This window comes from Nitratireductor aquibiodomus NL21 = JCM 21793, from assembly GCF_000615975.1.
GTDB classification, from domain to species: domain Bacteria; phylum Pseudomonadota; class Alphaproteobacteria; order Rhizobiales; family Rhizobiaceae; genus Nitratireductor; species Nitratireductor aquibiodomus.
Genome location: NZ_BAMP01000036.1, coordinates 23541 through 38865 on the forward strand (window position 1 = coordinate 23541; position 15325 = coordinate 38865).

Annotated in this window: 11 protein-coding genes and 2 pseudogenes; 7 read left to right on the plus strand and 6 right to left on the minus strand. The window is 60.9% G+C overall.

The window, feature by feature from the left end:
* The first annotated feature begins 49 nt into the window (after positions 1-49).
* The 3 genes from JCM21793_RS11720 to JCM21793_RS11730 are packed head-to-tail and all read left to right on the plus strand — an operon-like array spanning position 50 to position 2975.
* Positions 50-487 (plus strand): EamA family transporter, encoded by a 438-nt coding sequence (locus JCM21793_RS11720; protein WP_007007796.1) that lies wholly within the window; start codon positions 50-52, stop codon positions 485-487.
* On the plus strand, positions 484-1491 hold the full coding sequence (locus JCM21793_RS11725) for an NAD-dependent epimerase/dehydratase family protein (protein ID WP_007007797.1): 1008 nt from the start codon (positions 484-486) through the stop codon (positions 1489-1491). The genes JCM21793_RS11720 and JCM21793_RS11725 overlap by 4 nt, the downstream gene beginning before the upstream one ends.
* 56 nt (positions 1492-1547) lie before the next feature.
* Positions 1548-2975 (plus strand): aspartate aminotransferase family protein, encoded by a 1428-nt coding sequence (locus JCM21793_RS11730; RefSeq protein ID WP_244423397.1) that lies wholly within the window; start codon positions 1548-1550, stop codon positions 2973-2975.
* Between the two features lie 141 nt (positions 2976-3116).
* Here the strand turns inward: JCM21793_RS11730 and JCM21793_RS11735 are convergent, their stop codons facing one another.
* The gene (locus JCM21793_RS11735; RefSeq protein ID WP_025030494.1) at positions 3117-4841 is read right to left on the minus strand and encodes a hypothetical protein; all 1725 of its coding nucleotides are present in this window, start codon (positions 4839-4841) and stop codon (positions 3117-3119) included.
* Between the two features lie 235 nt (positions 4842-5076).
* Between JCM21793_RS11735 and JCM21793_RS25515 the strand changes: the two are divergent.
* Positions 5077-7595: pseudogene (locus JCM21793_RS25515) on the plus strand (GcvT family protein).
* Positions 7596-7723: 128 nt separating this feature from the next.
* A complete protein-coding gene (locus JCM21793_RS11745; protein ID WP_007007800.1) occupies positions 7724-8557 on the plus strand; it encodes a DUF1194 domain-containing protein in 834 nt (277 codons plus the stop codon).
* A gap of 6 nt (positions 8558-8563) precedes the next feature.
* Here JCM21793_RS11745 and JCM21793_RS11750 read toward each other — a convergent pair whose 3' ends face one another.
* The 4 genes from JCM21793_RS11750 to JCM21793_RS11760 all read right to left on the minus strand — a co-directional run bounded on the left by JCM21793_RS11750 (position 8564) and on the right by JCM21793_RS11760 (position 11131).
* Complete coding sequence (locus JCM21793_RS11750; protein WP_025030495.1) at positions 8564-9049, minus strand: SRPBCC family protein; 486 nt, start codon at positions 9047-9049, stop codon at positions 8564-8566.
* 79 nt (positions 9050-9128) lie between these two features.
* Positions 9129-10127: a GlxA family transcriptional regulator gene (locus tag JCM21793_RS11755; RefSeq protein WP_025030496.1), complete on the minus strand. Its 999-nt coding sequence runs from the start codon at positions 10125-10127 to the stop codon at positions 9129-9131.
* Positions 10128-10376: 249 nt separating this feature from the next.
* The gene (locus JCM21793_RS29745; RefSeq protein ID WP_086008131.1) at positions 10377-10517 is read right to left on the minus strand and encodes a hypothetical protein; all 141 of its coding nucleotides are present in this window, start codon (positions 10515-10517) and stop codon (positions 10377-10379) included.
* Positions 10518-10948: 431 nt separating this feature from the next.
* Positions 10949-11131 (minus strand): hypothetical protein, encoded by a 183-nt coding sequence (locus JCM21793_RS11760; protein ID WP_007007021.1) that lies wholly within the window; start codon positions 11129-11131, stop codon positions 10949-10951.
* A 131-nt stretch (positions 11132-11262) separates the two neighbouring features.
* Between JCM21793_RS11760 and JCM21793_RS11765 the strand changes: the two genes are divergently transcribed.
* Both JCM21793_RS11765 and ligD read left to right on the plus strand, forming a co-directional pair.
* On the plus strand, positions 11263-12162 hold the full coding sequence (locus JCM21793_RS11765; RefSeq protein ID WP_007007020.1) for a LysR substrate-binding domain-containing protein: 900 nt from the start codon (positions 11263-11265) through the stop codon (positions 12160-12162).
* 71 nt (positions 12163-12233) lie between these two features.
* On the plus strand, positions 12234-13133 hold the full coding sequence (gene ligD / locus JCM21793_RS11770) for a non-homologous end-joining DNA ligase (protein WP_025030497.1): 900 nt from the start codon (positions 12234-12236) through the stop codon (positions 13131-13133).
* A gap of 27 nt (positions 13134-13160) precedes the next feature.
* Here the strand turns inward: ligD and JCM21793_RS25520 are convergent.
* Positions 13161-15217 (minus strand): annotated as a pseudogene (locus JCM21793_RS25520) (ASKHA domain-containing protein).
* Between the last annotated feature and the right edge of the window lie 108 nt (positions 15218-15325).

Sequence of the window (15325 nt, forward strand, 5' to 3'; positions counted from 1 at the left end):
TCACGCTTTGTTTGCAAGGGGGCGCTATGACGGACAAGGGCGGGACAAGATGAAATACATACCCTTCATTCTCTTCACGGTGATGACCAACGCGGCTGCGCAGCTCATGCTGAAACACGGCATGATGACGCTGGGCGATCTGAGTTTTGCGGGCGCGAACCCGATCCTGAAGATGCTTCAGATCGTCTTCAGCCCGTGGATTTTTGCCGGCCTGTGCGTGTTCGTCATCTCCATGGCGTCGCATCTCTACGTGCTTTCCAAGGTCGAGCTGTCCTTCGCCTATCCGTTTCTGAGCCTTGCCTATGTGGCGGTGGCGGTGTTCGCCTACTTCCTCTTCAAGGAAGACCTGAACGCCTACCGCATCGCCGGCATCGCGCTGATCTGCGTCGGCACCGTGCTGATCGCGCAGAGCGGCCGCGAAATGCCTGAAGAACAGGCGGCGCTCGCAAAAGACAAACTTCAGTCCGAAAGGTCGATGATCCAATGAGACATATCATTTTTGGCGGTGACGGCTTCGTCGGCCGGCACCTGGCTCCCAAGCTCGTGGCCGATGGCGAAGAGGTCATCGTTGCCGACATCGTGAAGAGCGACCTGCCGCACTACCGCCAGGTGGCGTTCGTCCCTTGCGACGTGACCGATCCGGCTTCCATCAAGGCGCTGGGCTTGAAGGCCGATGACATGGTCTACAACCTGTCGGCCAAGATGCTGTCGCCGATCCAGGTGCGCGCCAAGCGGCACGATTTCTTCTATCCGGTGAATTATCACGGCACGGTCAACATCATCGAGGCGATGGACAAGGCGGGCGCCAAAAACCTCGTCCACTTCACAACCGACATGATCTACGGCCATACCGTCACCTATCCGATGACGGAGGATCACCCGGTTTCGCCGCTCGGCGAATATGGTCAGTCCAAGCTCGATACTGAAGTTCTGGCAGCCGAATGGCGCAAGCGCGGTATGAACATCTCGCTGTTCCGCCCGCGTCTCATCATCGGGCCGGGACGTCTGGGCATTCTCGAAAAGCTGTTCAAGCTGGTGGACATGAACCTGCCGGTGCCGATGATCGGTGCAGGCAAGAACCCCTACCAGTTCATCTCCGTGTTCGACTGCGCGGAAGCAGCACGGCTTGCGTGGAAGGCAGGCGTGCCGAACGAGGCCTATAATCTCGGCTCGCTCAACCCGCCGCCGGTGCGCAAGCTGCTTGGCGACCTGGTGAAGCATGCGGGCTCGAAATCCCTGCTTCTGCCCACGCCCGGCTGGGCCGTGAAGCGCACGCTCGACATGCTCGACTGGATGAACATGCCGCTTATGGACCCGGAGCAGTATCTGATTGCCGACGAAATGTGTGTGCTCGACGTCTCCAAGGGCGAGCGCGACCTTGGCTGGGTGCCGCAATACAATGATGGCGACATGCTGATCGCCGCCTATGACGAATATCGTGCCAAGAAATCTGGCCAGGCCGTTGGCGCCAGCCAGGTTCCGGCCGAATAAGGGAGGTCGCCATGACCGTCGTGACAAAGACCGAGACAGAAGGGGCAAGGCCCGTGATGGATGCACCCGAACTCGCACCCCGGACAATCGCGAAACCCGACCTCCTGACGGTGGAGGATGCCAAGGCTCTGAGCGTCGAGCGGATGACCGATCTGTTCAAGGCGCATCTGAACCCCGGCCAGCTTCACTTCATGAAGCTTCTGGGCTTCCACAAGATCAAGATCGAAAGTGCTGAGGGGATGTATTACATCGACCAGAACGGTCGAAAGATCCTCGACTTCTTCGGCGGTTTCGGCTCGTTGGCCTTCGGCCACAACCATCCGCGCATTCTCGAGGCGCGCAGGAAATTCCAGGACGAGAAGCGCCACGAGATCGCTATCGCCTTCATGTCGCAGTATTCGACGGCGCTCGCTGCCAATCTCGCTGCCTGCTCACCGGGTGAGCTCGACATGGTGTTTCTCGGCTCTTCGGGCTCCGAGGCGATGGAATCGGCCATCAAACTTGCCGAGCGCGCGGCCGGCCCCAAGCGGCCGAAGGTCGTCTATGCGGAGAATTCCTTCCACGGCAAGACCAAGGGCGTTCTCACCATCACCGATGGCAATCTCTACCGCGCCGAGTTCCGCCTGACGGACAACACGGTACGCGTGCCCTTTGGCGATATCGACGCCATCGAAACGGCTTTCCGCACCGATCCGGAGATTGGCTCGATCGTTCTTGAAACGGTGCAGGGCGGCGGCGGCATCAACGAGGCGCCGCGCGAATTCTGGCAGAAGCTGCGCCAGCTCTGCGATCAGTATGGCGTCATCTGGGTGGCGGACGAGGTTCAGTGCGGCTACGGGCGCACCGGCCGCTTCTATGCCTTCGAGCATTATGACGTGGTGCCGGACATTACCGCGCTCGCCAAGTCGCTGGGTGCCGGCAAGGCCGCCATGGCCGCGATGATCGCCAAGCGCGACATCTACATGAAGGCCTATGGCACGCCGAAGACGGCGATGATCCACGCCATGGCCACCTTTGGCGGCATCGGCGAGGCCTGCGCCACGGCCATCGAGGGCACCAATGTGCTTTATGACGAAGCGCTGATGGAGAACGCCGAGAGCACAGGCGCCTATCTTGTGGAACGGCTTAATGCGCTGAAGGACAAATATCCACGCATCATCAAGGACATTCGCGGCCGTGGCTGCATGGTCGGGCTCGAATTCCACGATTTCTCGCAGACCCTGCCGGCGGTCCTGCGCCCGGTGGTCGGTGTGCTGGACGAGAAGCTGAAAGGCTCGCTGTCGGGCTTCGTGGGCGCGCTTCTCCTGCGCGATTACGATGTACTGGTCGCCTTCACCGAGTACAACCGCAATGTCATCCGTCTCCTGCCGCCGCTCATTATGCAGAAGGAGCACGTGGACAAGCTGGTGGGCGCGCTCGATGCGCTGCTTGGACGCGGTGTCGTTTCCATCGTGAAGGATTTCGTCAAAAGCCAGGTGAAGTAAGTGCCGGCTTCTGAGAGAATGAGTCTGAAACGCTTTTCAAGGCTTTGAAAAGTTTAGGAACAGCGCCTCTCGCGCGACAACTGGCCGGGCTTGTCCCGGCCTTCTTTTTGTGTGCGCCCGGCTTTGAAAGAGCTGCCGCGCCTATTCGATCCGGTCTGCCATCTCTGGGCTGAGATAGGCGTCGAAGCATTGGTTCAGCGTGATGCGCTCATGGTCCTGCATGGCGGGCGCGTAGATCTTGAGAAGGTCCGCATTGGCCGTGGTCAGCGGGCAGGTGGGGTGCAGGATCATATCTGTCTGGCGAACGGCCTCCAGCGCTTCGGCATCCGGTGGGGGAACGGCGCGTGTGGGATCGGCTCCGATCGCCACGTGCAGTGGCGCACTCCGGTCCAGTAGCCAGGGGAAGGGGTTGACGAAGTTCAGGTTGAGGATCGTCTCGAACCTTATTCCCTGCTCTTCTTCCAGCTCGCGGATCGCATTAATGGCGCCGTCGATGGCCATCAGATGCGTCGCCTGGAAATGGAACTCCGAGTAGTACACGGAAGACGGCAACTCCTGAATGCGGATGAAGTCCGCGTAGGTGTCGCGGTGGAGCGTATAGAAATCCAGCATTTTTTCAGAACGCGCCAGGATTTCGGGTCGCATATTGAGGCGGCCGAGCGTTTTCAGGTTCTGGTTCGGCATTTCCACATTCTTGATGGCGCCGATATAGGTGCGTGCTGCGCGCTCCACCGTGTTGACCAGCGGCGGCAGGGCGGCGGCGGAGGCAAGGGCGGCAGCGACCAGAAAGACAGGGCGTTCCGTTTCGCTCTGCCAGAGCCGCACAAGAACGGGTAGGAGCACCGGCCAGATGAAGATGAGCGCCTGGCTTCCTGTGTTCTGTGTTTCGAAGAAGATGCCTGCGACAAGCACCGTCATGATCCAGAATGCATCATGGTCGATGATGGCAGCAATGGCCGCCACACTCGGCGCGCGCAGCTTGCCGGCGAGCATTCCACGATCCCGGTAGAGCAGGAAGAGCGCCAGCAGGCCCGCGGGCGCGACAATGCCGAATGTGTGCGACGCGGCCTGGAGGAAGCGGGGCAAAAGGCTGCCTTCGTTCATGACGACGAGCGCCAGGATGTCCCTGATGTAATTGAGCGTAAAGCCGGTCCAGAGTTCCAGAAGGCCCAGAATTCCCAGGAAGATGACCGCCGAGGCGACCGCAGTGCGGATGGAGACGCGGCCCGCCGCGAAAGCGAAGGCGCATAGAAGCCCACCGGAGACGAAGCCCGTAATCTTTGTCAGGAAGAGGCCCGTCATCCCGGCCACGATAGAGACGAGCAGCATCCGCTGGTCGCGCAGATAGACGAGCGCGACGGTGAGCACATAGAGAAGCTGGCAAACCTGCCGATTGTAGATGCCGAACCCGTCGGATCCGGGAAACGGATAGAATTCGCGGGTGTTGAACGGCAGAAGGGCGAAGGCGAGAAAGGGCAGAAGCAGCGCCAGCGCCGTTCCGCGCGACTTTGCATCCACCTGCCACAGCGCCAGCGCCATGAGCGGTGCGGTGACGGCAAAGAGCGACCAGTGCACCAGTAGGAGCGGCTGCGCGTTGGCAAACAGCTTCACGCCGCCTGCAAACAGATAATAGCCGAGCGGTCCCACGGGCGCGAAGAAGTCCGTGGCGGGGATCTGGCCGGAAAAAATCCGGTTTGCGGCATCGAAATAGATGAACAGGTCCCAGTACATGGGGCCGATCGGCACGTTGAGCGGCAGGACGAGGAAAACCGCCATGATCAGCGCCGTCATGGCCAGGATGGCCACCGGGCCTGTCAGCCATCTGCGCCGTCTTGCCGTGGCCACGTGTTCGACCGCCATTGCCATGTCTGCCCCCGGGGTGCCTTCTGCCTGTCGTCGCATTCTTTTCTACAGAACAGGCGATCAGAAGAAGTTAATTCACCCGCTCAATCGCCTGTTTTGCTTAATGGCGCGGGCCGTTTCGGCGATGTCGCATTCAGGCAAAGAAGTTCTGTCTTCTGAGGACTAGGATCGTTTCGGATCATGGGCGTCATCCAGCCTGCCTGCGCGGTCTGGCGGGAGCGATCGAGGGAGTGAGAGCATGAAGGCAAATGCGCGGGCGGTTGTCATCGGCGGTGGTGTTGTGGGCGTGTCGACGCTCTATCACCTGGCCAAAAAGGGCTGGTCGGATGTGGTGCTGCTTGAGCGCAAGGAACTGACATCCGGTTCCACATGGCATGCCGCCGGCCTTCTGCCGCTGTTCAACATGAGCTACTCGGTCGGTCAGATCCACAAATACTCGGTGAAATTCTATCAGGAGCTTCAGGAGGAGACCGGCATGAATGTCGGTTTCACGCAATGCTCCAATATTCGTCTCGCGCGCACGAAGGATCGCTGGGACGAGTATATGTATTATGCCGGTATCGCCGAAACCATCGGCATTCCGGTCAAGCTCCTGACGCCCGAGCAGGTGAAGGAGATCTGGCCGCTTTGCGAGACCGATGGGCTTCTTGGCGCGATCCAGCATCCTGACGATGGCTATATCCAGCCGGCCGATCTGACGCAGGCGCTCGCCAAGGGCGCGCGCGATCTCGGCGCAACCATCTATCGCAACACGGCCGTGACGGCGATTGCACAGGGCGATGACGGGACCTGGACCGTCACCACCGACAAGGGCGAGATTGCCTGTGAGCACGTTATCTCCTGCACCGGCAATTTTGCCCGCAGGACCGGGGCCATGGTCGGGCTCGACGTGCCCGTGATCCCGGTCGAGCACCAGTACATCGTCACCGAGCCGCATCCCGCCATTGTCGCACGCAAGAAGGAAGGGCTGCCGGAAATGGGAGTCCTGCGCGAGAGCGATTCCTCCTGGTATATGCGCGAGGAGAATGGAGGTCTTTTGCTTGGTCCTTACGAGGTCGGTGCGCCCTGCTGCTATGTGGACGGTCCCAGCCAAGACAGTGAGTACGAGCTGTTCCAGGAGGATCTGGAACGCCTCATGCCCTATGTGGAAACAGCGATCGAGCGTGTTCCCGCCTTTGGCGAGGTGGGCATCAAGAAGATCTACAATGGCGCAATCGCCTATACGCCCGACGGCTCTCCCATCATCGGCCCCGCGCCGGGGCTGAAGAATTTCTGGCTGAATGAGGGCCATTCCTTCGGCGTCACGGCGGCCGGCGGCGCGGGCTGGCAGCTTGCCGAATGGATCGTCGAGGGCGAACCGTCCATCGACATGATGGGCGTCGACCCGCGCCGTTTCGGCCCCTATGCCACCGAGGGCTATCTGCGCGAGAAGAACGAGGAGGCCTATGCCAATGTCTTCACCGTTCACTATCCCGATGAAGAGCGTTCGGCGGCGCGGCCCCTGAAGACCACGCCGAGCTATGAACGTATGAAACGGCTGGGGGCCGTGTTCGGATCCGTTTATGGCTGGGAGCGGCCCAACTGGTTTGCGCCGGAAGGGTATGCAGTGCCTGAAAGCGAACTCGGCGTTGGTGCGGACGTGCTGTTGAAGCACAATCATGCGCCGGCGCTTGGAGATGGCCGCGTCGTTGAAAAATGGTCGTTCCGCCGCTCGAACTATTTCGAGCATGTCGGTAACGAGGTGAAGAACGTCCACGAGAATGTCGGCCTGCTCGACATGTCGGCTTTCGCCAAAATCGAGGTTTCGGGACCGGGCGCAAGGGGCTGGCTCGACAGCATTCTCGCCAACCGCATTCCGAAGAAACGGGGCCGTGTGGCGCTGTGCCATCTGCTTACGAAGAATGGCGGGGTGCGCTCGGAGTTCACCGTCTATGAGTGGAAGCCGGGCCGGTTCTATCTGGTGTCCGCCGGTGCCTATGAGGCGCATGATCATGACGTGCTCTTCAAGCTGCTTCCCGATGACGGCTCCGTAACCCTGCGGCCGATCACGCAGCAGTACGGCGTTTTCGTTCTTGCTGGACCCAGGAGCCGCGATGTGTTGCGCAGGCTCACGCGCACGGAGCTTTCCAACGCCGCGTTTCCCTGGCTCTCGGGCAAGGAGATTTCCGTTGGCCGTGCGAGCGCCCATGCGCTGCGTGTGAACTTTGTCGGGGAGCTGGGCTGGGAGCTGCACCATCCAATCGAGCAGCAGAACCTGATTTTCGATCTTGTCATGGAGGCCGGCGCGGAATTTGGCATAAAGCCCTTTGGCATTCGCGCCATGACGGCAATGGCCATCGAGAAGAGCTATCGTCTGATCCCGCGTGAACTCTCAATCGAGTACACCGCATGGGAAAGCGGGCTCGACCGTTTCGTGCATCCCGACAAGGGCGAATTCATCGGCCGCGATGCGCTCACAAAGCAGCGCGAGGAGGGGCTTGGCTGGAACTATGTCACGCTGGAGGTTGGTGGTGTCCGCGACGCCGATGCACGCGGCAACGAGGCGATCTACAGGGCCGGAGAACTGGTGGGGCGTGCCACGCATGGCGGCTATGGCTGGCGCGTGGGAAAAAGCCTGGCGCTCGCATGGTACGCCCCGAATTCGCCGCCGAAGGCACGGAGCTCGAGATCAGGATACTGGGTGAGCTTCATCCGGCAAAAGTGATCGGTGAAAGCCCGTTCGATCCCGAAAATGCTGCGCTGCGCACGGACGGGTGAAGTAGAGGTGGAAAGGAAGCGGAACCCATACTCACCAATGGAAGCGCCATAAGTCGGGTCAATACGCCAAATTGCGTGATTTATAGCCGGCTGGACATGCGCTAGACTAGGGCATGTCCAGGTCGAGAATGGGTCTGCACCTCAATCAAAGCGGTCTGCTTGCTGCTTTTACGGGATTTTGTTGCGCCTTTCTTGTCGCCACTCAGCCTCAACCGTCCAGAGCCCAGGAAATCGTCGACGTTCAACTCGTCCTGGCGGTCGATGTTTCTCTTTCCATGTCGGCTGGCGAGCTGGAGATACAGCGCCGCGGCTATGCGGAAGCGCTGACCCATGAAGAGGTCGTTGGCGCGATCCTGAGTGGCATGCATGGCAAGATCGCGGTGACCTATTTCGAATGGGCGGGCAATTTCTCCCAGCGTGTTGTCGTTCCCTGGACCCGGATTGCTTCGGCAGAGGATGCGCGGCATTTCGCAGAGCGGCTATCGGCCAATCCTCCAAGCAGTGCCCGTCGAACCTCGATATCAGGTGCACTCGATTATGCCGGCGATCTATTGGCGGAAAGCGACTTTCGAGGGCTTCGGCGCGTGGTGGATGTCTCTGGAGACGGCCCCAACAATCAGGGTGGTCCCGTGGTTCCGGCCCGCGACCGGCTGGCTGGCATGGGCATCACCATCAACGGGCTTCCGCTGATGACCAATGGCGGGCTGACCACCAGTTTCGACGTCAAGGATCTCGATACCTACTACCGGAACTGTGTCATCGGCGGGCCGGGGGCATTTGTCGTGCCGGTCAATGACTGGTCGCAGTTCCCCGAAGCCATTCGACGCAAGCTGGTACTGGAGCTGGCTGGAACGGGCGGGCACCGCCCGCAGGTCGTGCTCGCCCAGTTTCACAGTGCCTATGACTGCCTTGTCGGTGAAAAGATGTGGCGGGATCGCTCCTGGATGTGGCAGGAGCCCTGATCGCGTTCAGAGCGTTGCAGCAATCTCTTCGAGCTGGTCGGCGCATTGGCCCCAGCCTTCGTGAAAGCCCATCTTCTCGTGTGCTTCGCGGTCCTCCGCATTCCAGTGCAGCGCCCGTGCGATGTAGCGTGTCCTGCCTTCTCCGGCATCCTCCAGGGTGAGGATCATGGTCATAAACGGCTTTTGTGAAGGGGTCCACGCCCCGGTGAAGGCGTCGGTCGTCACGATCTTCTCGTTCTCGACCACCTCAAGGAAAATGCCCGGATTGGGATACTCATTGCCGTCCGGGTCGCGCATTACGATCAGGCTGGATCCGCCCGGACGCACGTCCATCTCGACTTTCGAAATCGTCCAGGGTTTTGGCACGAACCATTGTTTGAGGATTTCCGGATCGGTCCAGGCGCGGAAGATTTTTTCGCGGGGCGCGTCGATGATACGCGCCAGGACGAGTTCGTTTTCCAGTTCAGGTGCGACGTCGATGGTGGTGCTCATTTCCATGTCTCCCAGTGTCTGTCTGTACTGCGAGGACGATCGGTGCGCAGCCACCCCGACAGGTCCCGGCAATTTTTTGTCAGGCGACGAGAAGCTGCTTGCGGTCGGCGCGTTCCTGCTGGGGTGAGCGGGCGTAGAGCTCACGGTAGCATTTGGAGAAGTGCGAAGCCGAGACGAAGCCGCAGGCAACCGCCACTTCAACAACGGGCAGGGAGGACTGGATCAGGAGGTGGCGGGCCCGGTCAAGGCGGATTTCCAGATAGTAGCGGGCGGGCGAACGCCCCATCTCCTGCCGGAACAGGCGCTCGATCTGACGGCGGGAGAGCCCCACGTTCTCCGCGATCTGCACCAGTGAAAGGGGCTCAGCCAGGTTCGCTTCCATCAGCTCGATGATGGTGAGAACCTTGGAATTCTGCACGCCAAGCCGCGCCCTCAGTGGCAGGCGCTGGCGGTCGGAGGGGCTGCGCACCCGGTCCGTCAATAATTGCTCGCAGACGCGGTTGATCAGGCTGTCGTCGAAATCCTCACCGATCAGCTTCAGCATCATGTCCATGGCCGCGGTGCCGCCCGCGCAGGTGTATATGTTCGCCTCGGTCTCGAAGAGATCGGCAAAGACGTTTGCGCGTGGGTATCTTTCGGCGAAGCCCGGGAGGTTTTCCCAATGGATTGCGCAGCGTCTGTCGGCCAGCAGCCCGGCCCCGGCCAGGACGTAAGCTGCCGTGCACAGCCCGCCGATGGCGACGCCACGATTGTACTCTTCGCGCAGCCAGGCAAAGACAGTCTTGTTGCTATAATCCTCGATGTTCAGGCCGCCGCAGACAATGACCATTGAAGGACGTTCGTGCCCGACCATTTTCTGCCGCTCGGCGGCGAGGGAAGAGCCGACGGCCACCTCAACGCCGTTCGATGCGCGGACCGGTTCGCCATCACAACTAGCCAGCCGCCATGTATAGGCTTCGTAGCCCGCCATTCGATTGGCGGTTCGCAGGGGTTCCAGCGCAGCGGAAAACGCCATCATGGTGAAGTCGGGAATGAGAAAGAAAACGATCGACCGCTTGCAGCTGTTCTCGCCCGACATAGTGCCTCCCGGTTGCGCATGACACCTACCTCCCAGGTCATGCCGCTGTCATCGAAGCGTCATCAGGAATTGTGTTTTCTGTCAATCCGAGAGGCGATGGAAAGCGTCGTTTTGCAGGCGTTTGCGTGAAGTGCGAGCGTGTTGAGGCCTGCATGCGGAGACAATCAGACAGCCGGGCGTTCCCGACCCGGTGGCTCAGCTGTGGCCGGAGAGGCCCCGGAGGCTAAAAGGGGGGCTTGCAAAAGCTGATCAGTTGACCAGGAAGCCGAGCCGCGAGCCGGCGAGGGCTCCGGTTTCACCCGGCATCGTTTTTTGAAGCCGCTGGCGGGCGAACACAGTGTTTGGATTCGTACCCCGACGACGGCGTATAAAGCGTGCGAAAAGCTTCATCTTGCGCTCCAGGAAACAGTCAACATCGAAAGACAGTCGGTTCTCACCGAGCGCCTTCTCATGCAGGATGGAGTGGGGTCGCTCGTTCGATGGTGGAGAGCTATCGCATCCGTGTCGGCGATGAGGCGGAAAATGCGAAGCGCACGTTAGGAAAAGCGACATCTGTGCGGCCCGCATCGGCAATCGAGCAAAAAAAGACCCCGACATTCAGGTCGGGGTCAGGTCGGCGTTCGACAGGTCGCGCGTAAGCGCGTGGCTTTTGCTTTCATGTCAGTGTGAGCTCCGCCCGGATGGCCCGGGCTTTTTCGCCGGGGGCGTACCGTATTTGGCGTGATGGGTCATTGCGTCGAATTCAATTGCGAAATCACGCACTGCCTTCAGGGCCTTTGTCAGCGATATCATTCAACACTCCTGTTTGTCTGGACCGGCGTTCAGAAACGCGAGATGCTGCGGTTGTCCTGACCATCGGACTGAATGCTCGTGTAGTGAGCCGGCCAGCCGATGTCCTTGCGGATTTCTGCGGGAAGCGTGTCGATCAGACGCTCGGTACGCCGGCGGTTCAATGCCGTCCGATAGTGGCGGACATAATGGTTCATGCGTGCGAAAACAGACATTGTCCTTCTCCTCTGTCTGGCTGCTTTGCCAGACGTCATCGCCTGACACTGTTGACTATGCCGCAAGGTTGATGTTCAATCAAACACAATTGAATGATCCTTTTGTTCAAAGTTATTGAATGGAAAACGGCATGAACGCTCCCCTCAATCATCCGATGCCCTTATTGGAGCTCGATGTCCTTCGCACCTTTGTGGCGATTGCCGAGACCGGCAGTTTCACGGCCGCATCCAATGCGGTCTACCGAACCCCGTCTGCCGTCTCCATGCAGATCAAGAAGCTTGAGGAGATGCTGGGGCGTTCGGTGTTCCAGCGTGATGCGCGGTCGGTGTCGCTTACGGCCGATGGCGAGTTATTATTGAATTATGCGCGCAGATTACTGGCCCTGAACCGCGAAGCGGTGTCGAAATTCGTCATGCCCGATATCAGCGGCATCGTTCGATTAGGATCGCCGGACGATTACGGCGAACGAATCTTACCCAGCGTTCTCAAACGCTTTGCAGAAACCCATCCTTCCATAGCCGTCGACGTGGTCATCGACCAGAGTGCCAACCTGCGCAAGCGGATGGCCAACCGACAGCTCGATCTCACACTGCTCACCTGTACCGAAGGATCTGAAGACAGCAGCGTCCAGATTGTCTTCACGGAGCCCATCGTCTGGGCAGGCGCCAAAGGGGGCTGCGCGCATTTACGCGAGCCGCTGCCGCTCTCGCTCTGGGAGGAGGGGTGCGCCTGGCGCGCCGGTGCGCTTTCCGCCATGGAAAAGGACGGGCGCGATTATCGCGTCGCCTATATGAGCGCCCACACGGCGGGCCAACGCGCGGCCATTCTTTCCGATCTCGCCATCGCGCCGCTGCCAAAATCCTTCCTGCGGGACGACCTTGTGGAGCTTGGCCCTAAGGATGGACTGCCCAAACTGTGCAACTATCACATCGGCATGGTCGTTTCTCCCGATGCTTCGGCGCCGGTCAAGGCTGCTGCCGACCATATTCGCTCGACTTTCGACATGTTCAGCGAATCCGGCCGGTTCTGAGCAGTCTTAGGCACGCTCTGGGGCACGCTCTTGGGCACTCCGGGGCGTAAAAAGCGTGGAGGCTGTTGCGCATGTGTGCTGACAAACGACTGCAGATTGCCGGCGTTTCGCTGTCGAGCCCCGACAGGCTTCTCTTCGCGGAGGAGGGCGTTACGAAAACGGCGCTGGCGCAGTATTACGAGCGCGCGGCGCCGCGCATGCTTCCGCATATCGAAAAGCGCCTCGTCAGTCTGGTGCGTTGCCCGGATGGGCGCGAAAGCCCGTGCTTTTTTCAGCGTCATGGCAGCAAGGGGTTTCCCGATGCCGTGCGGCACATGGCGATTGCCGAGAAGAGCGGTGAGAAGGCCGAATATCTTTATATCGACGATCTGAAGGGCGTCATCGCCGCCGTTCAGATGAGCACGCTCGAGTTTCACATATGGGGCTCACGCACAGACCGGCTCGAGGCCCCCGACCGGCTGGTATTCGATCTCGATCCCGATGAAGAACTGGACTTCACTGCGGTTCGTCGCGCCGCCTTCACGATGCGTGACCGGCTTGCCGATCTCGGCCTTCAGACCGTGCCGCTTCTGACCGGTGGCAAGGGTATCCACGTGGTCGCACCGCTGGAGCGCCGTCGGGAGTGGCTGGACATCAAGGATTTTGCCAGGGGATTTGCAAAGCGTCTGTCCGAAGACGAGCCCGAGCGCTTTCTGGCTGAAGCGTCGAAGGCGAAGCGGGAAGGGCGGGTCTTTGTCGACTGGCTGCGCAATGAGCGCTCCGCCACGGCCATCGCGCCCTACTCGACGCGGGCGAAACCCGGTGCGCCGGTGGCGGCGCCGGTTTCCTGGTCCGAGCTTGAGACCATTGCTGTATCAAGCGCCTTCGCCATCGCCGATATGGATGAGCGGCTTGCAGCGCCCGATCCCTGGGCGGAAAGTACCGGCTGGCGCCAGTCCCTCACAGATAAAATGCTGAAAGCCGTGACATAGCGTTTCGCCTACCGGGGAGCGACCACGCTAATCGCGGCGGCGCCGTGCCGCGCGTTCTTCGCGTGAGCGCCGGCGGGGGCGCGCTGCACCCGTTTCATCGGCTGGAGCGCCTGCCATTGCACGCGGCGGTAGCTGCACCTGTTCTGCCAGTTTCGGGAACGGGTCGACCTTGTTGGGCAGCGCATGGCATGCACGAAATGCTCCTGAAACCTCGGCTCCAGGGCGGTCTCGATTTTCTCGATGCGCCTTACCGTCTCTTCGATTTCGCGGCGGTGGTTGCGGTTGAGCAGCGCCATACGTGCGCCTGTGCCGGCGGCGTTGCCGACGGCCGAGACCCGGTCGAGGTCGCAATCGGGGATCAAGCCCAGAACCATGGCGTATTGCGGATCGATGAAGGATCCGAACGCGCCGGCAAAGCGGATCGTGTCCACGGTTTTCACGCCCTGCTTCTCCATAAGGAGCTTCGTGCCGGCATAGAGCGCGGCCTTGGCAAGCTGGATCGCCCGCACATCGTTCTGGGTGATGGTGATGCGCGGTTCGGCCTCGCTCAGAACATAGGAGAACGTCCGGCCCTCGGCGACGATGCGCGGGTTTCGAACCGCCAGCGCTCCGTCCACCACACCATCCTCCGAGATAATGCCCGCCAGATACATCTCGGCGATCACCTCGATGATGCCGGAGCCGCAGATGCCGGTGACACCGGCCTGCCCGAGCGAACCGGGAAAGCCCGGCTCGTCCGACCAGAGCTCGCTGCCGATCACCCGAAAGCGCGGAGCTAGCGTTTCCCGGTCGATGCGCACGCGTTCGATGGCGCCGGGCGCGGCGCGCTGGCCGGACGAGATTTCTGCGCCCTCGAAGGCCGGGCCTGTCGGCGAAGACGCGGCCACCACACGCGCCCGGTTGCCTAGAACGATCTCCGCATTGGTGCCCACATCGACGATCAGCATCATTTCGTCCTGGCGGTGCGGCCCCTCCGACAGCGTGACGGCGGCGGCATCGGCTCCCACATGGCCGGCTATGCAGGGCAGCAGATAGGTGCGCGCGCCCGGATTGAGCTTGAGCTTCAGATCGTCGGCCCGGAGCCTGACCGCGCCGGAAACCGCCAGCGCGAAGGGAGCGCCGCCCAGCTCTGTCGGGTCAATGCCGAGAAAAAGATGGTGCATGATGGGGTTCGCGACGAACACGGCGTCCAGAATGTCGCTGCGCTCAATTCCGCCGTCGTCGGCCACTTTCTGCACCAGTTTCGATATCTCCTGGCGTACGGCACGCGTCATCGCCTCGCGTCCGTCCGGGTTCATCATCACATAGGAAACCCGGCTCATCAGGTCCTCGCCAAAGCGAATCTGGGGGTTCGATGCGCCGGCCGAGGTCACCACGCGTCCCGACAGAAGCGAAACGAGATGCATGGCGATTGTGGTCGAGCCGATGTCGCAGGCAAGCCCGTAGGCTTCGTTTTTCAGGCCCGGCCACAGGGCGACCAGCCGGGCAATGTCGTCATCTGCGTCCTGATACAGGGCGGCGGTGACGGTCCAGTTGCCTTGGCGCAATATCGCCTGCACCTGTGACAGAAGATGCGCATCCGCCTCGATGCGCCCAAACCCCCAGTCTTTTTGCAGGGCAGTTTTCAGCCGGTCGAGATCGCCGAGCGGCTTGTGCATGTCGGGCTCTTCAACCTCCACATAGCAAAGGTGAACCGCCGGATGGCGCTCGATGACACGGGTATCGGCATCCTTGCGCACCACCTGCGCATTGATCACCGCGTCCTGCGGCACGTCCACCACCAGGTCGCCTTCGATGGTGGCCGAGCAGGAAAGGCGACGAGCTGCGGGCAGCACGCGCTTTTCAGCGTAACGGGCTTCCTTTGCGCCGACCGGTGAGATGTGATCCGGGGAGGAGGAAATCTTGTGTTTGGCGAAATGGCCTTCCTGCACCTCGATCTGGCATCGTCCGCAGGTGGCGCGTCCCCCGCACACGCTCTCCACGTAAACGCCAAGCTGCCGCGCGGCATCGAGTATGGTCGTGCCCCGGGGGAAACGCCCCCGCTTGCCGGACGGCATGAAGAGAACGAGCGGATCATCGCTCATGGCGAGGCCCGTTAGTTGGGGGTGGCAACCTGGCAGGCATGGAATGACGGGTGAACGCAATCAAGGCATTTTCACCCCCGCGCTCTGCGTGCATCGCGGCCGCCGCGG